Here is a 26032-nt window from a genome sequence, read left to right on the forward strand (position 1 = left end):
ATCCATGCTTCTTCTCTTTGAAAATACTCAAAAAACGACAAAGCCTCCCGACCAAACGTCCCTGGTCGGGGCGCTGAATGCGCAATTGACGCATCACGGGGCCACGGACGTGTTGCGCGCAGCGATTGAGACGATCCCCGACCTCGCGCTGGTCTCCAGCTTTGGGGCGGAATCGGTTGTGCTCTTACACCTGGCAGCCATGGTGAAACGGGACATTCCGGTGATCTTCATTGACACCAAGATGTTGTTTACCGAAACGCTGATCTACCAGCAGGATGTGGCTGAACGTTTGCGCTTGAAAAACGTGACGGTGATCCGGGCCAACGATATCGCCACCGATGACCCAGACGGCACGCTGCATCGCCACGACACCGATGCCTGTTGCGCTTTGCGCAAGACAGCGCCGTTGCAGGCGGCCTTGAAACCTCATGCAGGCTGGATCACGGGGCGCAAACGCTATCAATCCGGCCAGCGTGCGCATTTGGAGTTCTTTGAGGCGGAGGCCGAAACAGGCCGGATCAAGGTGAACCCCTTGGCTCGCTGGGCACCGCAGGATGTGGCCGAATACATGGCCGAAAACCGTCTGCCTCGCCATCCGCTGGTGGCCCAAGGCTATGCCAGTATCGGCTGCGCGCCCTGCACTTCACCAGTGGCCGTAGGCGAGGACCCCCGCGCGGGTCGCTGGCGCGATACAGACAAAGACGAATGCGGCATCCATTTTGTGAATGGCAAGATGGTCCGAACAGGAGCAAACACATGACAATTCTCGTGACAGACCAAGGCTTTGGACCTGACAACTGGGATCGCGGCTATACCCCCTTGGGAGAGGCGGCCAATGATGCCATGGCCCTCGACGTGCCCAGCGATGCCGATCCTGACACCATCCCGCTCAATGCGCAGATCATCCGCGTCGACTTTCCCAGCTTTGCAGACGGACGCGGCTTTACCATCGCCAGGATGCTGCGATTGCGCGGCTATCAGGGGCGTCTGCGCGCCCAAGGGCACGTGATCTCCGACCAATACGCCATGGCACGGCGTTCGGGCTTTGATGAGGTGGAAATCAGCCAGGCTCTGGCCGCCCGCCAGCCCGAGGATCAGTGGGTGTTTCGCGCCGACTGGCAGGATCACGACTATCAGGCCCGAGTGCGCGGTGCCTCGAACCACTGATCGAGATCAAGGCGCACACGCATGCGTCACTCTATCCCGTAACCAACAAATCCCTTTCTTAATGGAGCAGTGCAGGTGTAAACCTGCGCTGACACTGACATGACCGAGCAAAGCCCCGTGAACCAAGCGACTGCCCAAAAAGCCACACCCACACTGCCCGACGCCCAAACTGTGACAGAGATCGAGCATTACACCGATCGCCTGTTCCGCTTCCGCTGCACGCGGCCTGCGTCACTGCGGTTTCGGTCGGGCGAGTTCGTGATGATCGGCCTGATGGGCGATCCGCACCCTGAAACCGGCAAGGTCAAACCGATCATGCGGGCCTATTCCATCGCCTCGCCCAGCTGGGACGAGGAACTGGAGTTCTATTCGATCAAGGTACAGGACGGCCCGCTGACCTCGAAATTGCAACATATCCAGCCCGGGGACGAAATCATCCTGCGCCCCAAGCCCGTTGGCACTCTGGTCCATGACGCGCTTTTGCCTGGCAAGCGTATCTGGTTTTTTGCCACCGGCACCGGCTTTGCCCCCTTTGCCAGCCTCCTGCGCGAACCGCAGACCTATGAAGATTATGACGAGATCATCATCACCCACACCTGCCGCGAAGTCGGCGAGCTGACGTATGGGGCCAAGCTGATCGAAGATCTGAAATCCGATGAGCTTCTCAATGAGGTGATCGGCGAGGGCTTCTGGAAAAAGATCAAATACTATCCCACGACCACCCGCGAGCAGAGCCCCAAGATGGGCCGGATTACCGACCTGATGAAATCAGGCGAGGCCTTTGCCGATCTGGGGGTGGAGCCGCTGAACCCCGACATTGACCGGGCAATGATCTGCGGCAACCTGGCGTTCAACCTCGAACTCAAGGCGATGTTCGAGGAATACGGGCTGGAGGAAGGCGCGAATTCAAAACCGGCCCATTACGTTGTGGAAAAGGCATTTTTGGACTGACGCTGCATTCATCCCCGTGGGGCGGTGTTTACCCCGCCATCCGAAATCAGACAGCCGACACGGTGGCAGGTTTCAGCACGGTGCCTGCCACGGTAATCCGATGCATCAGCCGCGCGTGGCCTGCGTAATCGGCCGTTGCATAGTGCTGCACCAACCGGTTGTCCCACAGCACGACCATGCCCGGCGCCCACATGACACGACAGGTCAGGATGGGCTGGGTGCAAAACCGATACAGGTATTCCAAGAGCGGCGCGCTCTCTGAGACACTCCACCCGTCAAACTGGGTGGTAAAGTCGCCATTGACATAAAGGGCCTTCGCCCCGGTTTCAGGATGCCGAATGATGACCGGATGGCGCACCGTGCCGTGATAGGCGCTGGGGTCCTGGTTCATCTCAAGCGCGCTGTCTGCAAAGCTCGCGTCACTGTGGCAGGCCCAAAGCCCGCCCAGCATTGTCCGCAACCCGTCCGACAGCTGCGCACAGGCGGCCACTTGCGACGCGAAATGCGTATCCCCGCCATAGGGCGGCACGGTCTGCGCCGACAGGATGGAAATGGCCGCAGGCACCGGATCATAGGAATGATCGCTGTGCCACGTTCCGCCGATTACTGCCGTCTGATCCGGTCGCGTGCGCACTTCGGCTATATGGGGATATCCCTCAACCGGGGTAAAGAAACGGTTCACATCGATCTCGCCAAAGGCGCGGGCCAAGGCGGTATGCGCCTCTGGGCTCAAGTGTTGATCCGGCACGGCAATCACCCCATAGGCAAAAAGGGCCGCCTTTACCGTGCTCAGACTTGTATCACTCAAGTCGGTTAACGTCCCGCCCATCAGGCGCGCACCGCAATGACCTGAAAGCTTGGAGATGGTCCAATCCGCCATGGCGATACCTTGCATAAAGTGTCCTTCGCAACAGACACACGGCGTGTCGACCTGGCAAGAAAAAACCGCGCCCGAGGGTGTCCCGGACGCGGCTCTTTTTGGTCAAAGGGAGTGGATCAGAGGCCCATCGCCTCCTTCACCTGATCCAACAGACCTTGCAGCAATTCGGGGTTGTTCTGCGCTTGCTCCAGACCGCCTTTCAGCGTGGTCTTTTGCAGCGGTCCCATGTCAGAGCCGTCGATCATCTCGGCCACCTTGTCAAAGTCGAAACCGTCTACGGTCAGCAAATCCGCAATACCTGTGGTCTCTTCTGCCGCAGCAACAGGGGCTTCGGCCACGGGTGCTTCCGGCGCTTCGGTAACGGCTTCGGCCGCATCTTCAACGGCATCTGTCGCGGCCTCGGTGGTGTCTGTCACCGCTTCGGCTGTGGCGTCTGCCGCCTCCGTTGCGGTTTCGGTGGTCGCCTCAACAGCCTCGGCGGCAGTTTCAGTCGTGGTCTCAGCCATTTCAGCCGCAGCTTCGGTTGTGGCGTCCACAGCGTCGGTTGCAGCTTCTGTCGTGGCCTCAGCCGCCTCTGTCGCTGTTTCCGTGGTCGCCTCTGCAGCGTCAGTTGCAACATCCGCAGTCGCATCGGCGGCACCGCTTACGGCGTCCGTCGCAGCGTCAACCACGTTGCCTGCCGTATCTGCCACACCGTCAACCGCATCGGTTGCCGCCTCGGTGGCGGCATCTGTCACAGCTGCGCCAGTGTCCAGCGCACCCTCGACAGCATCCGTGACGCCATCAATGGCAGCGTCTGCCGCGTCAGTGGCTGCGTCCACAGCACCGTCAACCGCATCACCTGCAGCTTCGGTCGTGGCTTCGACGGCCTCTGTCACGCCGTCGACAGCCGCGTCAACGGCGTCAGCCACTGTACCCTCTGTTGCGTCCACGGCGTCACCCACCGCGTCGCCTGCCGCTTCCAACGCTTCGGGGGCATTGATGGTCTCTGCGGCTTCTTCGATGGCCTCTTGGGGGGTCTGCCCGGAATACAGCAAATACGCGCCACCCGCGATCACAGCCGCCACGACAATCCAAATAAGGTTTTTCATTTCCCTCTCCTACTCATTCGTTAAACACGCACGCACACCGCACGGCTTTGGTCCTGCGCTGTCAGATGCGCGCGCCAAAGGAAAGGTGCAAGGGGGAAAATCCACGTTTTCGGCGCAGGCCAGCCGATTTGCGCCTTGAAGAAGCGCGGGGCAAAGGCTAGGTTTTGGCCTCGAATTTGTGCCAATTCTCAAAGCCAACTATCTAAGGAAAACCACCATCGCTCGAAGACCACACAACGCGCCGCCCCAACGTGACACTGGCCCGCGCGTCAACGATAAAATTCGTGCCCCCGAGATTCGCCTGATTGGTGCCGACGGCGAGAACGTCGGTGTTGTAAGCCCTGCCCGCGCCATGGTGATGGCCGAGGATGCCGGGCTGGACCTCGTCGAAATTTCGCCCAATGCCAATCCGCCCGTCTGTAAGATCATGGATTTCGGCAAGTTCAAATACGAGACCCAAAAGCGCGAGGCCGAGGCCCGCAAAAAGCAAAAGATCATCGAGATCAAAGAGGTCAAGTTCCGCCCCAACACAGACACCAATGACTATGACGTCAAGATGCGCAACGTATTCAAGTTCCTTGAAAACGGCGACAAGGTGAAGGTGACGCTGCGGTTCCGGGGCCGCGAGATGGCGCACCAGAACCTCGGGAGAGAATTGCTGGAACGGGTGGCCGAAGACACCAAAGAGCATGGAAAGATCGAAAACTTCCCCAAGATGGAAGGCCGCCAGATGGTTATGCTGATTGGTCCATTGCCGAACAAGTAACGGCCGACGAGCAAAAGAACAAAAGGCGTTGCATGTGCAGCGCCTTTTTTGTCGTGATCTCTAGGGCAACAATACTCCCGCTTTTGCGGCTAAAGAACGCAGCGAAAAAATGCGTGTACTCGCCTGAACGAGCCGACATGTCTGACGATCTAGCGCAAGCTCTTGGGCACAGGGTTTCGTCACCTGCGCACCCGATTTCAAAGCTTTAATCTGCCGCGCGTAAGAGTGGGCAACAAAGCTCCCACCCATAATCTCATCGGGCAACACCGGCGCATGTGCGTCAACATATGCTACAAGCGCGTGCTCCAGATCAGTAAGACATGCCAAGACCGGCCCACTGATCGGCGCATCGCAGTAATCGGCGGCGATAGCTATGCACTGTACATGAAAACGAGAGTAGTAAGGCTCTTCCACCTGTTCTATCGCCTTCTGGCAGGCCAGCGCATCCAACCGCGGATAGGGCTCTTGCGCCTGTGCAGCCAGGCCCAAACACAAAAAGGCCACGCAAAGCGCGCAGCCTTTTCGAAGATCATAGGACAAGATCACGCCGCAGCCGCAACTGCCCGCTTGGTCATCACCCCGCACAGATGCGCGCGGTAGGCGCCCGTGCCGTGCAGATCCGAAATCATGTCGTCGCCTGACAAGCTCAGCCCATCCAGCGCGTCAGGCGCGAAATTGGCCGACAAAGCCGCCTCTGCCTCCGCCCAGCGGAATACACCGTCATTGGACGCACCCGTGATCGCCACCCGCACGCCATCAGCATATTTGGCAACAAACACGCCCACCAGCGCAAAGCGCGAGGCAGGCTGTACGAATTTCTGGTAGTTCGCTTTCTCCGGTACGGGAAAACGGACCTCGGTGATGATCTCACCTTCCTCCAGCGCCGTAGTGAACATGCCCTGAAAATAATCGTCCGCCGCGATCTGCCGGGTGTTGGTCACAATCGTTGCGCCCGACCCGAGGGCCGCCGCCGGATAGCAGGCAGAAGGGTCATTGTTTGCCAGCGACCCGCCGATGGTGCCGCGATTGCGCACCGCCGGGTCGCCAATATGCGCCGCTGTCGCTGCCAGTGCCGGATAAGCACCACCCTCGGCCGCGACCGTTGCGTGGTTCGTCGCCCCACCGATGCATAGCGCACCATCATCGCCGGCACAGATGCCCTGCATCTCGGCAATCCCCTTGAGGCTGACCAAGACAGTCGGGCTCGCCAGACGTTGTTTCAGCGTCGGGATAAGTGTTTGACCACCACCCAGGGCTTGCGCCTCGTCGGCACCGAGTGCTGCAACCGCGTCAGCCACCGTGCCAGGCTTTTCAAAATCGAAATTATACATTCTTTTGTCCTTTCATCCGACAAGAGCACCTGCTTCGTGCTTCTTCTCTTGAAAAATACTCCGGGGGTCCGGGGGCTGGCCCCCGGTTCCGCATTCTCAGGTTATTGCATCGCCGCCCAAACGCGGTCCGGTGACAGCGGCATGTCGATATGGGTGACGTCCTTGCCCGCCGAACGCAGGGCATCAACCACCGCATTCACGACCGCAGGAGGTGATCCAATGGCCCCCGCCTCGCCACAGCCCTTCACACCCAGCGGGTTATGGGTGCACGGCGTCTGACAGGAATGGTCCACATCAAACATCGGAAGATCATCGGCACGCGGCATCGCGTAATCCATATAAGATCCGCTCAGCAACTGACCGTTGTCGTCATAGGCACAGTTTTCCAACAGCGCCTGACCGATCCCTTGGGCCAAGCCACCATGGACCTGACCGGTCACAATCATCGGGTTGATGATGTTGCCAAAGTCATCGGCGGCGGCAAAGCTTTCGATAGTGACCTTGCCGGTGTCGGGATCCACTTCAACTTCACAGGCATAAGCCCCGGAAGGATAGGTGAAATTCGACGGATCGTAGAACGCCGTTTCTTCCAGGCCCGGCTCAATATCCTCAAGCGGATAATTGTGAGGAACGTAAGCCGCCAGGGTCACATCGCCCCAGGCCACCGACTTGTCAGTGCCCGCGACAGAGAACGCACCATCCTTCAACTCGATGTCACTCTCGGACGCCTCCAACAGGTGCGAGGCGATCTTTTTGGCCTTGTTGATGATCTTTTCGGTCGCCCGCACCATGGCAGAGCCCCCAACAGCGATGGAGCGTGACCCATAGGTCCCCATGCCCATCGGCACTTTGGAGGTGTCGCCATGCACGATCTCGACCATGTTTTCGTCGATGCCGATCATCTCGGCCACGACCTGGGCAAAAGACGTCTCATGGCCTTGACCGTGAGAATGCGAACCGGTCATTACAACCAGACCGCCAGTGGCATTCACCCGCACTGTCGCGCTTTCATAAAGGCCCGCGCGCGCGCCCAACTGCCCTACAAGGTTCGACGGCGCGATGCCACAAGCCTCAATATAACAGTTCACGCCAACACCGCGCAGCTTGCCGTTGGCCTCGGACGCCTTGCGCCGCGCCTCGAACCCGGAAAGGTCGATCATCTCTTCGAGCTTGTCCATCGTTGCGTGATAGTCACCGGTGTCGTATTCGACCGCCACAGGCGTGGCATAGGGGAATTCGGTGATGAAGTTCTGGCGGCGCAAAGCGATGGGATCAACGCCCAGCTCACGCGCGGCCTTGTCCACCACCCGCTCCAACTGGAATGTCGCCTCCGGCCGGCCTGCGCCGCGATAGGCATCCACGGGCACCGTGTTGGTAAACACCGCTTTGACGTTCACATAGATCAGCGGGGTCTTGTAGTTGCCAGCCATCAGCGTGCCGTGCAGCCATGTGGGCACTGACGGCGCAAAGGTCGACAGGTAGGCCCCCATATTCGCATGGGTGTCGGTGCGCAGCGCGGTAAAGTTGTTGTCCGTGTCCAGCGCCAGTTCGATCTTGGTCACGTGGTCGCGACCATGGGCGTCCGACATGAACGCCTCGGTCCGCGACGAGGTCCATTTGACAGGGCGGTTACAGGCCTTGGCTGCAAAGGTCACAAACGCCTCTTCCTGATAGTGGAAGATTTTCGTGCCGAAACCTCCGCCCACATCCGGGGCCACAACGCGCAATTTGTGCTCGGGGATCCCCAACACGAATGCGCCCATGAGCAGGCGGATAACGTGGGGGTTCTGCGAAGTCGTGAACAGCGTATGCTCGTCCGTGCCGCGGGAATAGTCGCCCACGGCAACGCGGGGCTCCATCGGGTTTGCAACCAGACGGTTGTTGACCAGTTCGAGCGACGTGACGTGTGCGGCCTCTTCAAAGGCCTTGTTCACCGCGTCCTTGTTTTCCTCAACAAAGCCCCAGTCATAGCACAGGTTGCTAGTCAGATCGTCATGGACTTTGGGCGCGCCATCGGCCAGCGCGGCCTTCATATCAACCACGGCGGGCAGCTCGGCAATATCCACATTGATCGTCTCGGCGGCGTCGCGGGCCTGCTCAAGCGTTTCGGCCACAACGGCAGCGATGGGTTCGCCCACATGGCGCACTTTGCCTTGGGCCAGCACCGGGTGCGCAGGCTCTTGCATGACTTCACCATGCTTGTCGGTGACCTGCCAACCGCAAGGGATTGAACCGACACCCTCGAAATCCGCGCCAGTGAACACTTTGACCACACCGGGCATGGCCTCGGCAGCGCTGGTGTCTACCGCATTGAGCGTCCCGTGGGCCACGTCCGAGCGCAGGAAAAACACATGTGCCTGCCCGTGAATGTCGATGTCGTCCGTATAGTTGCCGACCCCTGTCAGAAACCTTACGTCCTCGCGCCGCTTGCTGCTGGCGCCGATGCCTCCGTCTTTTGGCATGTCATTCCTCCCTGAAATCTGTGTGCCCCTGCGGGCCGCTCATTCGTTTTGTTCTTGATGCTCTAGTCTGCGTCCCAATAGCCCTGAAGAAGGTCACGTGTGGCAAAGCGCTGCTTTTCGGTGCCCGACCCGTGAATGACCATCACGCCCCGCCGTTTGGAGTTCGACGAACTGGTTGGCGCAACACACAAGATGACCACATCCTGATCGCCAGGTTCAAAGTCCCAACCAAAAGTGGTCCAGCCACCGACCTTGACGCTATGCGCGCCAAAGGTGTTCTTGTAGCGGTTCATCACCCGCTCGGCCTTGGCCATGCAGGCGGGCTTGTCGTTGATCAAACCCAGATCAACCGTGGAATAGCCTTCGGCCATTGCGGGGCCCGTCAGGATCAACGCACCAAAGGCACCGATCAAGGCTTTTTTCACCGCGCGCATCATTCGGCTGCGATCGCGCCCACGTCCTGCCCAGAGGCCGCCATGATCGCTTTGATAATATTGTGGTATCCGGTGCAGCGGCAGATGTTGCCTTCGAGGTATTCGCGCACCTCGGTCTCGGATGGTTTCGGGTTGTCCTTGAGCAGGGCCGCCGCCGACATCACCATACCCGGTGTGCAGAACCCGCATTGCAGACCGTGGTGGTCCTGAAACGCCTGCTGGATCACGTTGAGAGAGCCATCAGCATTTGCCTGCCCCTCGATCGTCGCCACTTCCGCGCCGTCGGCTTCTGCCGCCAGCATGGTGCAGGATTTAACCGCGACACCGTCCACATGCACAACGCAGGCCCCGCATTGCGATGTGTCGCAGCCCACATGCGTTCCCGTCAATTTCAGCTGATCGCGCAGGAACGACGACAACAATGTACGCCCTTCCACTTCGCCAGACGCAGCCTTCCCGTTCACAGTCATTGAGACCTGTGCCATGGCATCCTCCCTTTTGGCATTCCAGTTGGCACGAGTTAAACACGGGTCCGGCGACTTGAGAACACTTAATTTCGGCGGCTTTGGGGATTTCGCAAGATCGTGCAACGCTTTAATCTGCGTCGCGCTTGCTCGGGTCACGATGCGCGGGGTCGTGGGCGGGTCGGGATTTCCTTGAGAAGGCCACCGACTCCCATGGCCGAAATGCTGGCTTGTGTCAGGCGCTGGCCACAGATGATCCGCTCCATCACCCAGTCGGCGCCGTTGAGAGCGGGAGAGCGCGCGCAGCCCGGCAATCCGATGACGGGCTTGTCCCCCAACCAGCCGCAGAACAGCAGATTTCCCGGATCAACAGGCATTCCATAGGCGGTGACCGTCCCGCCCGCTGCGCGAAGCGCCTCTGGCCCCACATCACGCGGATCAGAGGTGGCAGAAGCCGTCAGGACAAAGATCACCTCGCCCGGGGCCTCCTTCAGCGCTTGGGCCAAGGGGTCAATGATGTGGTCAACCGCGACCCGCGGGCTGAGGGTCAGGCCCATCCGGTCCAACCGGCCGGTCAGCGCTGCGCGCCCCTTGTCGGACGGCACATCGCCCGCCACCACTGTTTCGATCAGCGTGGCCAAGCCGTAAACCGGGGCCGCGATGCGCAACGCGCCCTGCCCGGCCGCACAGGCATCTGCCAAGGCGGCCCCCGGCACGCCATAGGCGATGATCTTGATCGTGGCGATCATGGTGCGTTCCTCGACCCTGTGAAAGGCGGGGACAGTAGCGATGGTAATCATCGGATCGACCGCGTTCAGCGCATGCACAGCGTTTGTATCCATCTGCAAAACGCCCGGACCCGTCGCATATAGGTTCACACGGCCCGCCCCGGCGGCGGCGATGCGCAGGCCCTGTGCTTCGGGGTCGGGCACCAAGGCCTGGGCCAGCGCTGTCGCGGCGGCGTTTTCCTCGACATCGCCCGGGTCCAGTTGAGCGACTGTAATCATGTCAAGTCCGGCGGCGCGTAAAGCGTCGATATGGCCCGCTTCCAGCACCGTGCCCTTGGCAATTTTGCCACTACTGCCTGTCATCGAATGGGCCAGCGTCGCGCCCAAAGCGCCCGCCACCGGGACGGGGCCAAACCTCATGGAGCTTTCCGCAAGGTCTGGACCATCTGGGCAAGGATCGACACGGCAATCTCTGCCGGGCTCGCCGCCCCGATGTCGAGGCCCACGGGCCCGTTGATCCGGGCGATGTCGTCGTCGGTGAACCCTGCCTCGGCCAATCGTTCCACCCGTTTGGCATGGGTCCGCTTTGATCCCAGCGCCCCGATATAAAAGGCCTTGGATTTCAGGGCCATATGTAGCGCCGGGTCATCCAGTTTCGGATCATGGGTCAACAGGACAAGGGCGGTGCGGGCATCAAGACCCACAGCGTCCAGCGCCTCGTCGGGCCAGTCGTTGATCAAACGTTCACCGGGAAAGCGCGCCTCGGAGCCGAATGCACCGCGCGGGTCGATGATCACCGGATCATAGCCTGCGAGCCGCGCCATCGGCACCAGCGCTTGCGCGATATGCACGGCGCCCACGATGGCCAGCCTGAGCGGTGGGTTGTGAATGGCCACGAATGTCCGGCCATCGGGGTCCACGCCCGTGCGATCACCGGCAAAACGGGCGGCATGGCCATTGGCATCCAGCCGCCGAGTCCAGTCTTCCAAATCAACCACATAAGCCGTCTGTTGGCGTGTGGTGCGGGCGACCACCAGCGCCTCAAGCAAGTCCACGGGCATGGCCGCACCGACAGGTTCGACGAGAATGCGGATTGTCCCGCCACAGGCCAGGCCGACCGCAAAGGCGTCGCCGTCACTCACCCCATATTCCAACAGACGGGGCTTGCCGTCCTCCAGCGCCTCCATCGCCTCGACCACAACCGCGCCCTCGACACATCCGCCCGAGACCGAGCCCATCATCTCGCCCGTCCCCGATACAACGAGTTGTGCGCCGGCCCGACGCGGTGCGCTGCCCCACGTTTCCACAACGGTGGCCAAAGCCGCGCCGACGCCGTCGCGGTGCCAGGCAAGGGCCTGTTCAGGTGCGTTTTCGGTGCTCATAACAAGTGCCTCCGCCAAGCTGACCCGGTGCGGCACACCTGCAAAAGTTGCGCCTGGATCCGGCCAAAGCGTAATCCTCTCAGAACGGGAATGACAAGCCCGGCGACAAGCGCATGGATGCACAGGCCTATTCGCCCCGCTTATGCTTGCACCCGATGCCCCCGCACCCTAAATCTGGATTAACTTTAGCCGGAGACTCCATCCATGCCTATGCAAGCCCAAGAGATCGAAGACCTGATCCGCGAGAGCTTCCCCGACGCACAGATCACGATCACGGACCTGCGGGGCGACGGAAACCACTATGCCGCCGAAGTCATTGACACTTCCTTTGCGGGCATGAACCGGGTCCAACAGCACCGGGCCGTGACCAAAGCGCTCAAGGGCAAGATGGACGGGAGCCACGGCGAACTGCACGCGCTTGCCCTGACGACAAAGGCCCCCTGACCCATGGGCGTACTGGAGCTGCTCACCCGCCCCTTTCGGCGCACCGCCCGCAGGCCATTGGCCGCGCGGCGGCCCGGGCGGGACGAGATGAGACAGGTCCGCACCGTGCCTTTGGGGATGGAAGCAACCGACCTAGGGCTGGTCGACAGAGTGGCCCGCCAGAACGATGCGCTGGAACGGTCAACGCCTGTGGGCAAACGGCGCGCAGACAGCTTTGCCGCACGCGCCAGCACCGACATTGACCCCATGCCCGAAGACGAAACCTATGCCGCGCGCTACCACCGCGCCTATCAAAAGAAAGACATCTGACATGACCGATGCAAGCACCCAGATCACCGAAACCATCAATTCCAATGACGTCGTTCTCTACATGAAAGGCACCAAGTCGATGCCGCAATGCGGCTTTTCCAGCCGTGTGGCAGGTGTGCTCAATTACATGGGCGTAGAATTTGCCGACGTGAACGTGCTGGCGGATGAAGACATCCGCACTGGGATCAAGGAATTCTCGGATTGGCCCACCATCCCCCAGCTTTATGTCAAAGGCGAGTTTGTGGGCGGCTGTGACATCATCACCGAGATGACGCTGTCGGGCGAGTTGGACACACTCTTTGACGAAAACGGCGTGACCTATGACAAGGATGCCGCCGAAAAGATCCGCGAAGCCAACGGTTAATGCCAAGCGGCGGGCGCACCAATAGGTGCGCCTTACGGGGATGATTGCATCCTTGGGAAAACCAGACCAACAGACCGTGCTGCCCCGTAAGGCGTAGGTGTCCTACGCCATTCGACGCTCTAACCTGCCTTTTCCTCGACATCCGCGGCGAGCGCTTCGGCCCGTGCCGCCAATTCAGCCAGCGTTTCGTGCACCGCGCGGGGCACGACGGGCACCTCGATCCGCTCTGGCTCGGGCGCGCCCATGGTGCGCAGGCCTTCCAATTCGGCCTCGCGTTCTTCCAATTGCGCCTGCACCTCGGCCACCTTGTCCTCAAAGCTTGCCGTCTTGTCGGCCAGCATCAGACCCGCCATCAGCAGCATCCGCGCCTCGGGCATCCGCCCCACCTGGTCCGACAGCACTTGGGCCTCGTCATCCAGCATCTTGGCGGCGGTGTGCAGATAATGCTCCTCGCCCTCCTGACAGGCGACGGAAAACTGGCGGCCACCGATGGATATTGTTACTTCAGGCATCTGAGTTCTCCCCCTCTGCCGCGTCCACTTGATCCAAGAGCGGCGTCAGCGCGCCGATAATGCTGCTGGCTTCGGCCACATCCGCGGCCCGGGCCGCGCGCAAGGCCTCAAGCTCGGCCATCATCGCCTTGTTGATCAAATGGGGCTCGCCCACGCCTTCTTCATTTGCGGTACGCAGGGCGGCGTTGGACTGACGCAACTGGTCATTGGCCTTGCGCAGCCGCTGCAACTCTAGATCAAGGTCCGTCATCCGGGCCTCCGCCACACTGGCGCTTGCCTTGGCGTCAGCTACCGCAGCCTCATACCGCTCTTTCAGAGCGCGCAACCGTTCAGTCAGTTGTGCATTGGCCAGCTTTTCATCCTCAAGCGCGCTTTCAAGGGCTGCGCTGTCGGCGCCACCGCTCTGCGCCAGCCCGCCGACGCCGGTCGCGATCCGGTCCATCGCGGCGGTGATCCGCCTTTGAAGCTCGTCGATGTCGCTCATGCCCTTGCCCCTCCGCGTGCGCAATCTTGTGCGTGGATGTCGCCCGCGCCGCCAAGGCGGACGAATCGCATTCCCACTATGATTGAACGCAAGTCTAGCCAAAGGATTTCCAAAATGCGCCCCCCTTTGCGATCAACCACTTGGCGGGCGGCGTTGAAGTGCCGAGATCAGAGCGCATCGTCGCCCCTGTCCAGATCACCTTGATCTTTGGGCCTTGCCTGATATTGAGCCTCAAATCGTTTTGCCCAAAGGACGCACCCACGTGGATCTGACAGCCCTTCGTACCGCCCATCCTGACCACTGGTCCAAGGCCACCGCCATTCGAGCATTGACGCTGGACGCGGTCGCGGCGGCCAATTCCGGCCATTCCGGTATGCCCATGGGCATGGCGGACGTGGCAACCGTGCTTTTTGAAAAGCATCTGAAATTTGACGCCTCCGCCCCCAACTGGCCTGACCGCGACCGGTTCATCCTGTCGGCGGGCCATGGCTCCATGCTGCTCTATTCCCTGCTGCACCTGACAGGTTACGAGGACATGACCCTGGAGCAGATCAAGAACTTCCGCCAATGGGGCGCGATTACGGCCGGTCATCCCGAATATGGCCACGCGGGCGGGATTGAGACAACCACCGGCCCTCTGGGTCAGGGCATCGCCAATTCGGTCGGATTTGCCATGGCCGAAGAAATCCTGCGCGCCCAATACGGCAAGAAGATCGTTGATCACTATACCTATGTCATCGCAGGCGATGGCTGCCTCATGGAAGGGGTCAGCCAAGAGGCGATTACACTGGCGGGCCGTCATCAGCTCGGCAAGCTGATCGTGTTCTGGGACAACAACAACATCACCATCGATGGCCCCGTGACCCTGTCGGATACCACCGATCAGCCGCAGCGTTTCAAATCCGCAGGCTGGGCGGTGATCGAGATCGACGGCCACGACCCTGACGCCATTGACGCCGCCATCACCAAGGCCAAGAGCCAGGGCAAGCCAACGATGATCGCTTGCAAGACCCACATCGCGCTGGGTCACGCGGCACAGGACACGTCCAAAGGCCACGGCGCTTTGACCGATGCCGACCAGATGGCCGCCGCCAAGGAAGCCTACGGTTGGACCACAGGGCCCTTCGATGTGCCTAATGACGTGAAATCGGCATGGGAGGCCATCGGCGCCCGCGGCGCCTCCGAGCGGGAGGCGTGGGAAGCCCGCTTTGCCTCCGTTTCCGGCAACAAGCAGAACAACTTCAACCGGGCCATGGCCCGAGACGTGCCCAAAAAGCTCAGCGCCACCGTCAAGGCGTTCAAGAAACAGATGTCCGAAGCGGCCCCCAAGCTGGCAACACGGGCAGCGTCCGAAAAGGCGCTTGAGGTCTTGAACCCGGTCATGCCCGAAACCGTGGGCGGGTCGGCGGACCTGACCGGCTCCAACAACACCAAGACCTCTGATCTGGGTGTCTTTGACATCGACAATCGTGGCGGGCGCTATGTCTATTGGGGCGTGCGCGAGCATGGGATGGCCGCGGCCATGAACGGCATGGCCCTGCACGGCGGCATTCGCCCCTATGGCGGCACGTTCATGTGTTTCACCGATTATGCGCGCCCCGCGATGCGGCTCGCGGCACTGATGAAAATCCCCACGACCTTTGTCATGACCCACGACAGCATAGGTCTGGGCGAAGACGGCCCGACCCACCAGCCGGTCGAGCATCTGGCAATCAGCCGCGCCACCCCCAACACGCATGTGTACCGTCCCGCCGACGCGGTGGAGACGGCAGAGGCCTGGGAACTGGCGCTGTCGTCAAAAGAGACGCCCTCGGTCCTGTCGCTGACCCGTCAGGGGCTGCCCACCGTGCGGACGGAACATAAGCTCAAGAACCTGACGGCCCAAGGGGCTTATGTGCTGGCCGAAGCCGAAGGCAAGCGTCAGGCGCTGCTGATGGCCACAGGCTCTGAAGTATCAATTGCGCTGGCCGCCCGCGACATCCTGCAAGAGGCCGGGATCGGCACACGCGTTGTGTCCATGCCCTGCTGGGAGTTGTTCGAGGAACAGGACGAGGCTTACCGCCGCCGCGTGCTGCCTGCGGGTCCCGTCCGGGTTGCGGTCGAGGCAGGCATCCGCTTTGGCTGGGATCGTTGGCTTTATGGCGAACGGGGCCGCCGCGAAAAAGGTGCCTTTGTCGGCATGCACGACTTTGGGGCCTCTGCGCCAGCCAATGTGCTGTTCGAGAAATACGAGATCACACCCGAGGCGATCGTCGCCAAGGTCAAAGAGATGCTTTAAACCAGCTCTGGCGCGGTCTCTGCCCAGGGATCGCGCCAATGCGCCAGACCGAGCGCCGCAATATCCTGCGCGCCCAGGGGTTTGTCGCCCGGCACGATGATCGGCCCCAGCGCCGTCTCAAGGCGCAAGGGTCTGCTGCGCCGCCCTCCAACGTCCAAGGTGGGACGCAACGCACCATCCCAACCACCAAGTGTACGATCCATCGCCGGTCTTGCGGGCGTGCTGCCTTGCGCGGGGTCAAAAACCTGCGCGACGCCGACACCGTCAAGCAACCCCTTTTTGCCCCGGTAGGCATGCGGGAACCCTACCGCATCGCTGACCATTCCTTCGATGTTCACGCCGGACCACTCCAACCCTTTGAAGGGATGTCGCTGTTTTGCGGCGGATTGCGGATGCCACTGCGGCAGCATGCCCATAAGCGAAAACGCGTCGTGCAGTTGCGCCGTCTCGCCCCGCTTCACATAAGACGTGCGCATCAGCATCGAATTGTAGAGACACCAGAAACCGGCGCGCGCTTGCGGCTCCTTGCCCGTTTCGGGTTTGAACAGTTTCAGGAATTTGCCGCCCTGCGGGTTCTGCCCATCATCGCCATTGGCCTTGATCAAGCCCGGGCGGTGATCGTTCAAGAGCCAGTTGCCGACGATAAACAGGTCGCGCGAGGCGACCTGATCCACCGAGATGACGCCATGTACCCCGTAAAATCGGTTATTGAAGACGCGCCAGTTCTGCGCGCCCTTTTCAGGCTCAACAGCGTTGTCACGGATAAAGGAAAAGTGGTTGTCATAGATCGCCACATCGCGATTGCGGGCCACCTCTGGCCCATCAGCACCATAGGCGATGTGGTCTGGACCGGGGCGCATATCCAGACGGATCGCATTAAAGGCGTGGCGAATGTCACAGCCGCGCACGACGATCTGCCCTTGCACGTCAAAGCTGCCCAGAAAGGCCCCGTTGAAATAGCTCGCGTCAAAGCTCTTGGATTGCCCTTTGACCTCGGCCCAACTGACCACCCCGCGCCACATGTGGAAATCAGGGTCTTGCACCCAACTGCACCCTTCAATCGTCATGTGATGCGTCGGGCGGTCGGGCCGTTGACGGGCATAGATGAAAAAACGCCCACCCACCGCGTGGCAGTCACGCACTGTGACATGACGGACCGAACGCATATATATCGCAGTAGGCCAGGCATTTTCAAAATTCAGCCCATCCAGCACAATATGATCCACAAAGAACATCCGGATCACCGCGAAATCGCCGTCCAGCGGCTTCATCCCACCATGACGACCATCGTCGCGGTGGCGCCCCCCGTCGAGCATCGCAATGCCGTCTTTGGGGCCGCGAATGATGATGGGCTGTTCTGCGGTGCCGGACACGGTGATTGTGACCGGTTGGTGATATTCCCCCGGCATCAATTCGATCACGTCACCGGGGCGGGCGCGGTTGATCGCCGTTTGCAGATCAAAGGCCCAGACCGTTTCAAAAGCCTGTGCCTCTGCATCCCCGACAACTTCGATCACCCTGCGCTGGTAAGGACGGGTCGTGGGGGCGGCGTAATGTGTTGTCATTGCAAAAACCTTGGACCAATCGCCCAAAGCCTAGCGGCAACCATGGGATGAAATCCACAGTTTTTGCCGCCCTGCCTTTTTGTGCGCACCGCCCCTGTCAGACCGCCTTGGGTGCGACTGCGCGCCAGACTGGCGTGATAACCCTTTCGCCCAGAGGGATCAGAACAAAGCCCAAGGCCAGCCCGAGGATGCCGTCAATCGTGGCTTTGGTCGCCCATTCCACAAAGCCCGATCCGTTGCCCACAGCTTTGCCAATGCCGTAAACCACGTCTTCGGGCCAATGCCAGCCGGTTTCGGCCAACCCATGCAGGATAATCGAGCCACCAACCCAAAGCATGGCGGCGGTGCCGATGATGGTCAGCAGTTTGAGAAATCCGGGCATGACCTTGACGATGCCACGACCCAAGGCGCGAGTGGGGCTCAACCGGCCATTGGCGGCCATCGCCATGCCCACATCGTCTGCCTTCACGATGATCGCGACCGACCCATAGACGGCCACGGTGATCATGATGGCCACGGCAGCCAGTGTTGCGGCCTCCATCCAGATATTGCTTTCCGGGATGGCAGCCAGCGAGATCGTCATGATCTCAGCCGAGAGGATAAAGTCGGTCTTGATCGCCCCTTGGGCCTTCTGCTCTTCAAGATGTGCGGGGTCTTCAATGGTGTCGGCTTTGCCCTCGTAATCCTCGTGACCGTGGCCCCAGCCCAGCACATGCGCCACTTTTTCAGCGCCCTCAAAGCACAAATAGGCGCCGCCCAACATCAACAGGATGGGGATTGCCCAAGGGGCGAATGAGGCCAGCAAGAGACCCACCGGCAGAAGATAGAGCAGCTTGTTCTTGAACGAGCCTTTGGCAATGCGCCAGATGATTGGCAATTCACGTTCGGCGGCAAAGCCTTGAACATATTTCGGCGTAACCGCAGCATCGTCGATCACCGCACCCGCCGCCTTGGACCCCGCCTTGGCCGCCTGCCCGATCACGTCATCGACTGACGCAGCCGCCACTTTGGCGATTCCCGCGACGTCATCCAACAGGGCCAATAATCCACTCATCACGCATTCTCCGTTTGGTCATCTAACGTTAGCGCATAACATCGGTTCCGCCACCTGCAAACTGTTAGCGCGAACTGAGGACGCATTGCCACGTTTATCGCTAACACGCTGATTTTCTGCGGTAATCAGGCTTTCCCGGTTGGGCCACCCCGGCTATCACCGCATTCAACAGTACACAATGCGTTGCAGATGGGACCAAGAGCATGACGATCAGAGTTGGTATCAACGGGTTTGGACGCATCGGGCGGTGCACGCTGTCACATATCGCAACCTCGCTGCGCAACGACATTGATGTGGTCGCGGTAAATGCTACGGGCCCGCTGGAGACGGCGGCACATTTGATGAAATACGACTCGATCCACGGTCGGTTTCCAAATGAGATCAAGGTTAGCAATGACACGATGGACCTGGGCCGTGGCCCGATCCGCATGATGTCGACCTATGACATGAACGAGCTGGACTGGGACGGCGTCGATGTGGTTCTGGAATGCACCGGCAAGTTTAACGATGGCACCAAAGCCGCTGTCCACCTTGAACGGGGTGCGAAAAAGGTGCTGTTGTCCGCGCCGGGCAAGAACGTGGACAAAACCATCGTCTTTGGCGTGAATGACGACCTGCTGGCCGCGAACGACCGGATGATTTCCAACGGGTCTTGCACCACGAACTGCCTGGCCCCTCTGGCCAAGGTGCTGAGCGAAACAGTGGGGATCGAGCATGGCATCATGACCACGATCCACAGCTACACAGGTGATCAACCGACCCTGGACCGTCGCCACGATGACCTCTACCGCGCGCGCGCAGCCGCCATGGCGATGATCCCCACCTCGACCGGGGCGGCCAAAGCCCTGGGCGAAGTACTGCCGGAACTGGCGGGTAAGTTGGACGGCACGGCGATGCGGGTGCCCACGCCGAACGTCTCTGCCGTGGACCTCACATTCGAGGCCAGCCGCGATGTCACCGCAGAAGAAGTCAACGCGGCCGTCGAAGAGGCCGCACGCGGCCCCATTGGTCGGGTCTTGGCCTATGACGCAGAACAGAAAGTTTCGGTTGATTTCAACCACACCGAATTCTCGTCGATCTTTGCCCCCGACCAGACCAAAGTGGTGGGCAAACGGCTGGTCCGTGTGCTGGCGTGGTACGACAACGAATGGGCATTCTCTGTCCGCATGGCGGATGTCGCGGCGGCCATGGGGCGGCTCGTCTAAAACCGGCCAAAGACTTGCAAGCATAAGGTGGGGCTGTCACAACGGCCCTGCCCTTTTTTGTTCAAGCACGGGATCTGATGACAAATCGCAGCGCTTTCATTCTTGGCCTGATCCTTGTGATCGCAATAACGGTCGATGTGAGGCTCTACGGCTCTGACCACGTGATCTTTCTGGGGAAAAAACTCACTGAATTGTTGGAATGGCTCGCCTTCTGGCGCTGATGTCGCAGGGTTGCAGCGGTTGACACCTCCGCCAAAATCGAGTTGTTAGCGTTAACAGCAATGGGCGGTCACAAGGTGACGCCCCTGTCGTCGTTTTGAGCGACAGTCCAACACCAGATGTGAGGGATATCATGGCCATCAAAGTCGCGATTAATGGATTTGGCCGGATCGGCCGCAATGTGCTGCGCGCCATCATCGAAAGCGGTCGCACCGATATCGAAGTCGTCGCCATCAACGATCTCGGCCCGGTCGAGACTAACGCGCACCTGCTGCAATACGATTCCGTTCATGGGCGTTTTCCGGTGCAAGTGACCACGACCGCTGACAGCATCGACGTGGGCCGTGGGCCTATGCAAGTGACCGCGATACGCAACCCTGCGGACCTGCCTTGGGCCGATGTGGATATCGTGCTGGAATGTACAGGTATCTTTACTTCGAAAGAGGCGTGCCAGGCGCATCTTGAAAATGGTTCTAGCCGCGTTCTGATCTCTGCCCCAGGCAAGAACGCCGACAAAACAATCGTCTACGGTGTAAACCATGACCAGTTGACAGCTGAGGATGTCATCGTCTCGAACGCGTCCTGCACAACCAACTGTCTGACGCCCGTGGCCAAGGTTCTGCATGATCAGTTCGGGATCAAACGCGGCTTCATGACCACGGTGCACAGCTATACCGGCGACCAGCCGACCCTCGACACGATGCACAGCGACCTCTACCGCGCGCGTGCGGCAGCCCTGTCGATGATCCCAACCTCGACAGGTGCGGCCAAGGCCGTGGGGCTTGTGATGCCCGAACTGAATGGCAAGCTGGACGGTGTGGCCATCCGCGTGCCGACGCCAAACGTGTCCTGCGTCGACCTGACGGTCGAACTGAATGGTGACATTACAGTCGAGCAGATCAATGCCGCGATGAGTTCGGCCGCCGCCTCTGGCCCGCTCAAGGGTATTTTGGGTGTGACAGATGCGAAACTGGTCAGCATGGACTTCAACCATGATCCGCATTCTTCGATCTTTGCCACAGACCAGACCAAGGTCATGGACGGCAATCTGGTGCGTATCCTGACCTGGTATGACAACGAATGGGGCTTTTCCAACCGGATGGCAGATACGGCCGTTGAGATGGGCAAGTACCTTTAACGTCAGACAAACTGGAACGAACAAAAGGGAGCGTTTGAGACGCTCCCTTTTGCGTTAGGCAGGATCCGTAAGACGCTTTACCCGAATACTTTTTTGATTTCGCTGTTGACCAGCGGTGTGACGAATTTACTGATGTCACCGCCCAAGCGCGCTATTTCCTTGACCAGTTTGGACGCGATGGCCTGATGTTCGGCCTCTGCCATCAGGAACACGGTTTCGATGGTGTCGTCCAACTGCCGATTCATTCCCACCATCTGGAACTCGTATTCAAAGTCCGCAACAGCGCGCAGACCGCGAAAGATCAGGTTCGCTCCTACATCGCGGGCGCAATCGATCAACAGATTCTCGAACGGATGCACCACAATCTCGGTGCCCGTTTGTTCTGATAGCTTGGCGCATTCCGCCTCAATCATCGCAACGCGTTGTTCCAACGAAAACAGCGGACCTTTGTCGCGGTTGATTGCCACGCCGATAACCAAACGGTCCACCATGGGGCTGGCGCGCCTGATGATGTCGATATGACCCAGCGTGATGGGATCGAATGTGCCAGGGTATAGGCCAATGCGCATGGGCGGCTCCGTCTTTAGTCGTCGCGCCAATGCAGCACTTCAAACCGTGAATTGCAAGCAGGCTTAGTGGCCCATGATCATGCCCTGCAAGGCATCCTTTTCCATGGCCAACTGTGAAAGCCGTGCCTTAACAACGTCGCCCAAGGTGATGAGACCAATGAGTTTTCCACCTTCGACCACTGGCATGTGACGAAACCGACCATCCGTCATCTGCTGCAACACACCATCCGCGCTATCCTCGCGGGTGCAGGTCACCAGCTTTTTTGTCATGAAGGCCTCGACAGGCTGTGACAGGATCGCGCCACCCTGCTTGGCCAGCACGCGAACGATATCCCTTTCTGACAGGATTCCGTCAGCGGATTGCCCATCCGATGACACCACGACCGTCCCGATTTTGCGTTCTGCCAAGATCGCCGCCGCCTCAGACACCAAAGCGCCCGGAGATACGGTAACCACTGCGTCACTCGATTTTGACTTGAGAATCTGGTGGACCAGCATGGGGGGCTCCTTCGACTAACACTGTATCGCTCTAGCGTCGGCCCGTGACGGCCCATCTGTCAAGTGTATGCTTTGCGGAGGCATGTTGAGAAGCGAAGGCATGCTGAGCGAAACAAGGGACATGGAAAATCTTCATCTATCACCTTCACTATACCCCTCAACGCACTGTAATATATTTATTTTTTGTATTTTTGTTGGGATCATATCTGCTCCAGCCGTGCGACTTCGGCGCGGATCCCTTGGCTGAGCAAGTCTGCAAATCGGGTCAGTGTATTGTGGTTTCGGTCGGCGGCATGGCGGATGAGATAAAAGCTGCGCTTGAGCGAAAACGTGTTTTGCAGCACGCGGCGCACCTCTGGTGCGGCTGAAAGGGCAAAATCATGCACGACACCGACGCCACCGCCTTGCCGCAAAAGATTTAGCTGGACCGACACCGAATTTGACGCAAGCGCGATCCGCTGCACCCCGGCATCGGCCAGATAATCCAATTCACGATCAAAAATCATATCGGCAATATACCCGACGATCCGATGCCGCCGCAGATCAGAAATTTGTGAAAGCTCTGGAGCCGTCGCTAGATATCCCTCACTGGCGGCGAAATGCAGTTGATAGTCGGTGATCCGCTGCACCGTCAGACGCCCGGCGGTGGGCGCACTGACCCCGATCGCCATGTCCGCCTCGCGCCGCGACAGGTTGAACACCCGAGGTAAAGCGACGATCTGAATGTCCAGTCCGGGATGCTGGTCGGTGAGTGCTGCACAGACCTGGGGTAAAAGGTAATTGGCGCAGCCATCTGGTGCACCCAATCGGATCTGACCAGTGAGGGCCACCGATTGGGGCCCCTCTGTTGTGGCGGCTCGGCGAGCGGAGACGCCCTCCGCTGCCGCACGAATCGCATCTTCAACTGCTTCAGCCTTGATCATCAGGCGCTGGCCCGCATCGGTCATGGCATAGCCCTGCGGGGACTTCAGAAACAGTGAGACGCCCAATTGCGCCTCTAGCCGCGCGATACGGCGGCCCAGTGTCGCCGCGTCCAAGCGGACTGTGGCACTTGCGCCAGAGAGCGTTTCGGCGCGCGCCACGGCCAGAAAGAGCCTCAGGTCATCCCAATGTGTTTGCAAAGTTGATCACCTCTGTTTGCAAAGTCAAATTTGCCTTTGCAAAGCCACAAGCATCTGTTTGCAAAGTTTCTCAGCATGTCATCTTGCGTTTTTGCAAAATGATTTTGTCCAAATGCCTCTTTTACACCGTATTTTGCAAGACTATCCTGCGCCAAATGACGGTGCGCGCGGAATGACCCGAGCGCGTCGTTTCGTTGCACGTAAAGCGCGATGCCACATGCGACACACCAATAGGCCGCGCGGCTAAAGGAGACGACAATGCAAGAGCTCAGCCACTACATCAACGGTGCCCATGTCAAAGGCACCTCTGGCCGATTTGCCGACGTGATGAACCCCGCCACGGGCGAAGTTCAAGCGCGTGTTCCGCTGGCAAGCGCAGACGAGCTGGACCAGGCCGTTCAAATCGCTGCCGCTGCACAGCCCGCCTGGGCCGCCGTGAACCCACAACGCCGCGCCCGCGTGATGATGAAATTTGTCGATCTGCTGAACCGCGACATGGACAAACTTGCCGAAGCCCTGAGCCGCGAACATGGCAAGACCCTGCCCGATGCGGCAGGCGATGTGCAGCGTGGCCTGGAAGTAGTGGAATACTGCATCGGCGCGCCGCACCTGTTGAAAGGCGAGTACACCGACAGCGCCGGCCCCGGCATCGACATGTATTCCATGCGCCAGGCTCTTGGCGTCACCGCAGGCATCACGCCCTTCAACTTCCCCGCTATGATCCCGATGTGGATGTTTGCGCCCGCCATCGCTTGCGGCAACGCGTTTATCCTCAAGCCTTCGGAACGCGACCCATCCGTACCTCTGATACTGGCCGAACTTATGGAAGAAGCGGGCCTGCCCAAAGGCATCCTGCAAGTCGTGAACGGCGATAAAGAGGCCGTCGACGCGATCCTGCATCACGATGTGATACAATCCATCGGCTTTGTCGGATCGACGCCCATCGCCGAATACATCTATGGCACCGGCTGTGCGAACGGCAAACGCGTGCAGTGTTTTGGCGGCGCGAAGAACCACATGATCATCATGCCCGATGCCGACCTAGATCAGGCCGCTGATGCCTTGATCGGCGCCGGATACGGGGCCGCGGGCGAACGCTGCATGGCGATTTCCGTCGCTGTCCCCGTAGGCGACGAGACAGCCGACAAGCTGATTGAAAAGCTGGTACCGCGCATCGAAAAGCTGAAAGTCGGGCCCTACACCTCGGGCAATGACGTGGATTACGGGCCCGTCGTGACGGCGGCGGCCAAGTCCAATATCGAACGGCTCGTCCAGACCGGCATCGACCAGGGTGCGAAGCTTGTGGTCGATGGGCGAGACTTCAAGTTGCAGGGCTATGAGGACGGATTCTTTGTCGGGCCGCACCTTTTTGATCACGCGACCAAGGACATGGACATCTATACCCAGGAAATTTTTGGCCCGGTTCTGACGCAAGTGCGCGCCCAAACCTACGAAGAAGCGATTGGCCTGGCCATGGACCACGAATACGGCAACGGCACCGCGATCTTTACCCGCGACGGCGACACCGCGCGTGACTTTGCCAACCGGATCAACATCGGCATGGTGGGCATCAACGTGCCGATCCCCGTGCCACTGGCCTATCATACCTTTGGCGGTTGGAAGAAATCAGTCTTTGGCGACCTGAACCAGCACGGACCAGATGCGTTCAAGTTCTACACGCGGACCAAAACAGTGACTGCGCGCTGGCCCTCTGGCATCAAAGAAGGCGGCGAATTTTCGATCCCCGTGATGGAATAATGCCTGTAAGTTTCAACATTCTGGCGGAGCGCGGCCTTGTCGTGGTCCGCTATGATGGTTTTGCGGCGATCAGTGATACGCTGGGCGCTTCCAAGGCCTATGTGGCGCACCCGGACTATGCGCCGGGCCAAAAACAGCTGGTCGATTTGTCGTCTATCACAGGCTACGAAAAGGACTACGCTCGTTTCATGATGATGCAGGCGGCCAAAGCGGGCCGCTTTGCCCAGTCGGGGGCGCAAACCCTTGTGGTCTATGTCGCCGCAACGCCGATTGCGCAGGAGATGGCGACGCTGTTCGTCAAAAGCTGGGATGATGTGCACGCGGTCGTGCCGTTGATTCAGTATTCGCAGGCGGACGCTCTGGCCATGCTTGGTGAACCTGAAACGTCCATCCGTGACCTTTTGCGATCCGTGGATGGATCCGCACTGCACTAGGGTTTACCCCGACAAGAAACGAGCCGCGTCCTTGATTTGTAGCGGCGCAAGGCATCAAACCTTGAGCGCTTTTGATCACTGAAATCAATGGTCTTTGAATTCGACGGCGGGCCGTTGGTTGCCTGCATCTCCCCTCCAAACCCCGTATTCTGAAACAACGCTCCTGCATTGTCTTCACTGGGCAACAACCGCACTGAGCTGACCGATTCGTTGAGCAGCTGCATCGCCTTGGCATCAGCACAATCGCCGGGCCGCAAATTCGGATAGCCACCGCTGAAATTCGTGTCGCGAGGCAGAATCCAAGTCCCCTCGATCACCTTGCAGGACGACACTTTGTCGTTGAAGCCAATGTCCTTAAAATGGCGGCGGTCTTTGTGAGATTCCGCATTTGGTCGGGGCGGTCCGTGGGCCCATAATTGTCATC

At 59.7% G+C, this 26032-nt stretch carries 29 protein-coding genes and 1 pseudogene; 13 read left to right on the forward strand and 17 right to left on the reverse strand.

Annotated elements, in window-relative coordinates:
* Positions 1–4 precede the first annotated feature (4 nt).
* The 3 genes from Q1A44_RS15415 (at position 5) to Q1A44_RS15425 (ending at position 2118) form a co-directional block, all read left to right on the forward strand.
* Positions 5–760, forward strand: a complete 756-nt coding sequence (locus Q1A44_RS15415; RefSeq protein ID WP_299627073.1) for a phosphoadenylyl-sulfate reductase — start codon at positions 5–7, stop codon at positions 758–760.
* Complete coding sequence (locus tag Q1A44_RS15420; protein WP_299627075.1) at positions 757–1167, forward strand: DUF934 domain-containing protein; 411 nt, start codon at positions 757–759, stop codon at positions 1165–1167. The genes Q1A44_RS15415 and Q1A44_RS15420 overlap by 4 nt, the downstream gene beginning before the upstream one ends.
* A gap of 99 nt (positions 1168–1266) precedes the next feature.
* Entirely contained in the window at positions 1267–2118 is an 852-nt protein-coding gene (locus tag Q1A44_RS15425) for a ferredoxin--NADP reductase (protein WP_299627077.1), read from the forward strand.
* A gap of 46 nt (positions 2119–2164) precedes the next feature.
* Here Q1A44_RS15425 and Q1A44_RS15430 read toward each other — a convergent pair whose 3' ends face one another.
* On the reverse strand, positions 2165–3013 hold the full coding sequence (locus Q1A44_RS15430; protein WP_299627079.1) for a TauD/TfdA family dioxygenase: 849 nt from the start codon (positions 3011–3013) through the stop codon (positions 2165–2167).
* 101 nt (positions 3014–3114) lie between these two features.
* Positions 3115–4089 (reverse strand): hypothetical protein, encoded by a 975-nt coding sequence (locus Q1A44_RS15435; RefSeq protein WP_299627081.1) that lies wholly within the window; start codon positions 4087–4089, stop codon positions 3115–3117.
* A 217-nt stretch (positions 4090–4306) separates the two neighbouring features.
* Here Q1A44_RS15435 and infC point away from each other — a divergent pair, with 217 nt between their 5' ends.
* On the forward strand, positions 4307–4855 hold the full coding sequence (gene infC / locus Q1A44_RS15440) for a translation initiation factor IF-3 (RefSeq protein WP_366942609.1): 549 nt from the start codon (positions 4307–4309) through the stop codon (positions 4853–4855).
* A gap of 60 nt (positions 4856–4915) precedes the next feature.
* Here the strand turns inward: infC and Q1A44_RS15445 are convergent, their stop codons facing one another.
* From Q1A44_RS15445 to Q1A44_RS15475, 7 genes are all read right to left on the reverse strand, one after another.
* On the reverse strand, positions 4916–5395 hold the full coding sequence (locus tag Q1A44_RS15445) for a hypothetical protein (RefSeq protein ID WP_299627085.1): 480 nt from the start codon (positions 5393–5395) through the stop codon (positions 4916–4918).
* A gap of 2 nt (positions 5396–5397) precedes the next feature.
* The gene (locus Q1A44_RS15450; RefSeq protein ID WP_299627087.1) at positions 5398–6186 is read right to left on the reverse strand and encodes a xanthine dehydrogenase family protein subunit M; all 789 of its coding nucleotides are present in this window, start codon (positions 6184–6186) and stop codon (positions 5398–5400) included.
* Positions 6187–6287: 101 nt separating this feature from the next.
* Positions 6288–8648 (reverse strand): xanthine dehydrogenase family protein molybdopterin-binding subunit, encoded by a 2361-nt coding sequence (locus tag Q1A44_RS15455; protein WP_299627089.1) that lies wholly within the window; start codon positions 8646–8648, stop codon positions 6288–6290.
* 62 nt (positions 8649–8710) lie between these two features.
* On the reverse strand, positions 8711–9073 hold the full coding sequence (locus tag Q1A44_RS15460; protein WP_299627091.1) for a hypothetical protein: 363 nt from the start codon (positions 9071–9073) through the stop codon (positions 8711–8713).
* Positions 9074–9081: 8 nt separating this feature from the next.
* Positions 9082–9567 carry a (2Fe-2S)-binding protein gene (locus Q1A44_RS15465; RefSeq protein WP_299627093.1) on the reverse strand — a complete coding sequence of 162 codons (486 nt, stop codon included), beginning with the start codon at positions 9565–9567 and terminating at the stop codon, positions 9082–9084.
* Between the two features lie 134 nt (positions 9568–9701).
* The gene (locus Q1A44_RS15470; protein ID WP_299627095.1) at positions 9702–10694 is read right to left on the reverse strand and encodes a molybdopterin-binding protein; all 993 of its coding nucleotides are present in this window, start codon (positions 10692–10694) and stop codon (positions 9702–9704) included.
* Complete coding sequence (locus Q1A44_RS15475; RefSeq protein ID WP_299627097.1) at positions 10691–11656, reverse strand: XdhC family protein; 966 nt, start codon at positions 11654–11656, stop codon at positions 10691–10693. Before Q1A44_RS15475 ends, Q1A44_RS15470 begins: the two co-directional genes overlap by 4 nt.
* A gap of 204 nt (positions 11657–11860) precedes the next feature.
* On the opposite strand from Q1A44_RS15475, the gene Q1A44_RS15480 reads away from it, so the two are divergent.
* Genes Q1A44_RS15480 through grxD form a run of 3 tightly spaced genes read left to right on the forward strand, consistent with a single transcriptional unit; the run spans position 11861 to position 12773 of the window.
* Positions 11861–12100, forward strand: a complete 240-nt coding sequence (locus tag Q1A44_RS15480) for a BolA/IbaG family iron-sulfur metabolism protein (protein WP_299627099.1) — start codon at positions 11861–11863, stop codon at positions 12098–12100.
* Between the two features lie 3 nt (positions 12101–12103).
* Complete coding sequence (locus Q1A44_RS15485; protein WP_299627101.1) at positions 12104–12409, forward strand: hypothetical protein; 306 nt, start codon at positions 12104–12106, stop codon at positions 12407–12409.
* 1 nt (position 12410) lies between these two features.
* Positions 12411–12773, forward strand: coding sequence for a Grx4 family monothiol glutaredoxin (gene grxD, locus Q1A44_RS15490; protein ID WP_299627103.1), 363 nt, complete (start codon positions 12411–12413; stop codon positions 12771–12773).
* 119 nt (positions 12774–12892) lie between these two features.
* Here the strand turns inward: grxD and Q1A44_RS15495 are convergent, their stop codons facing one another.
* Positions 12893–13285 carry a cell division protein ZapA gene (locus tag Q1A44_RS15495; protein WP_299627105.1) on the reverse strand — a complete coding sequence of 131 codons (393 nt, stop codon included), beginning with the start codon at positions 13283–13285 and terminating at the stop codon, positions 12893–12895.
* Positions 13278–13769, reverse strand: a complete 492-nt coding sequence (locus Q1A44_RS15500) for a hypothetical protein (RefSeq protein ID WP_299627107.1) — start codon at positions 13767–13769, stop codon at positions 13278–13280. The genes Q1A44_RS15495 and Q1A44_RS15500 overlap by 8 nt, the downstream gene beginning before the upstream one ends.
* Positions 13770–14031: 262 nt before the next feature.
* On the opposite strand from Q1A44_RS15500, the gene tkt reads away from it, so the two are divergent.
* Positions 14032–16047, forward strand: coding sequence for a transketolase (gene tkt, locus Q1A44_RS15505; protein WP_299627109.1), 2016 nt, complete (start codon positions 14032–14034; stop codon positions 16045–16047).
* Here the strand turns inward: tkt and Q1A44_RS15510 are convergent.
* Both Q1A44_RS15510 and Q1A44_RS15515 read right to left on the reverse strand, forming a co-directional pair.
* Positions 16044–17612 carry a right-handed parallel beta-helix repeat-containing protein gene (locus tag Q1A44_RS15510; RefSeq protein WP_299627110.1) on the reverse strand — a complete coding sequence of 523 codons (1569 nt, stop codon included), beginning with the start codon at positions 17610–17612 and terminating at the stop codon, positions 16044–16046. The two genes, tkt and Q1A44_RS15510, sit on opposite strands and share 4 nt — an antisense overlap.
* A 97-nt stretch (positions 17613–17709) precedes the next feature.
* On the reverse strand, positions 17710–18666 hold the full coding sequence (locus Q1A44_RS15515) for a DUF808 domain-containing protein (protein WP_299627112.1): 957 nt from the start codon (positions 18664–18666) through the stop codon (positions 17710–17712).
* A gap of 203 nt (positions 18667–18869) precedes the next feature.
* Between Q1A44_RS15515 and gap (Q1A44_RS15520) the strand changes: the two genes are divergently transcribed.
* The 3 genes from gap (Q1A44_RS15520) (at position 18870) to gap (Q1A44_RS15530) (ending at position 21228) form a co-directional block, all read left to right on the forward strand.
* Positions 18870–19871 carry a type I glyceraldehyde-3-phosphate dehydrogenase gene (gene gap, locus Q1A44_RS15520; protein WP_299627114.1) on the forward strand — a complete coding sequence of 334 codons (1002 nt, stop codon included), beginning with the start codon at positions 18870–18872 and terminating at the stop codon, positions 19869–19871.
* Between the two features lie 77 nt (positions 19872–19948).
* Positions 19949–20092, forward strand: coding sequence for a hypothetical protein (locus Q1A44_RS15525; RefSeq protein WP_299627116.1), 144 nt, complete (start codon positions 19949–19951; stop codon positions 20090–20092).
* Positions 20093–20223: 131 nt separating this feature from the next.
* Entirely contained in the window at positions 20224–21228 is a 1005-nt protein-coding gene (gene gap, locus Q1A44_RS15530) for a type I glyceraldehyde-3-phosphate dehydrogenase (RefSeq protein WP_299627118.1), read from the forward strand.
* A 77-nt stretch (positions 21229–21305) separates the two neighbouring features.
* On the opposite strand, the gene coaD is transcribed toward gap (Q1A44_RS15530), so the two are convergent.
* The 3 genes from coaD to Q1A44_RS15545 all read right to left on the reverse strand — a co-directional run bounded on the left by coaD (position 21306) and on the right by Q1A44_RS15545 (position 23416).
* Positions 21306–21797 (reverse strand): pantetheine-phosphate adenylyltransferase, encoded by a 492-nt coding sequence (gene coaD / locus Q1A44_RS15535; RefSeq protein WP_299627120.1) that lies wholly within the window; start codon positions 21795–21797, stop codon positions 21306–21308.
* 63 nt (positions 21798–21860) lie between these two features.
* Complete coding sequence (locus Q1A44_RS15540) at positions 21861–22295, reverse strand: CBS domain-containing protein (protein ID WP_299627122.1); 435 nt, start codon at positions 22293–22295, stop codon at positions 21861–21863.
* Positions 22296–22495: 200 nt separating this feature from the next.
* The gene (locus Q1A44_RS15545) at positions 22496–23416 is read right to left on the reverse strand and encodes a LysR family transcriptional regulator (RefSeq protein WP_299627124.1); all 921 of its coding nucleotides are present in this window, start codon (positions 23414–23416) and stop codon (positions 22496–22498) included.
* 258 nt (positions 23417–23674) lie between these two features.
* Here Q1A44_RS15545 and Q1A44_RS15550 point away from each other — a divergent pair, with 258 nt between their 5' ends.
* Together Q1A44_RS15550 and Q1A44_RS15555 are read left to right on the forward strand one after the other, a co-directional pair.
* On the forward strand, positions 23675–25174 hold the full coding sequence (locus tag Q1A44_RS15550; protein WP_299627126.1) for a CoA-acylating methylmalonate-semialdehyde dehydrogenase: 1500 nt from the start codon (positions 23675–23677) through the stop codon (positions 25172–25174).
* Positions 25174–25608, forward strand: coding sequence for a hypothetical protein (locus Q1A44_RS15555; protein WP_299627128.1), 435 nt, complete (start codon positions 25174–25176; stop codon positions 25606–25608). The genes Q1A44_RS15550 and Q1A44_RS15555 overlap by 1 nt, the downstream gene beginning before the upstream one ends.
* On the opposite strand, the pseudogene Q1A44_RS15560 reads toward Q1A44_RS15555, so the two are convergent.
* A pseudogene (locus Q1A44_RS15560) lies at positions 25605–25979 on the reverse strand (beta/gamma crystallin-related protein); the annotation flags it as partial. The gene Q1A44_RS15555 and the pseudogene Q1A44_RS15560 sit on opposite strands and share 4 nt — an antisense overlap.
* Positions 25980–26032: the final 53 nt, after the last annotated feature.

This window comes from uncultured Tateyamaria sp. (assembly GCF_947503705.1).
Lineage (GTDB): Bacteria > Pseudomonadota > Alphaproteobacteria > Rhodobacterales > Rhodobacteraceae > Tateyamaria.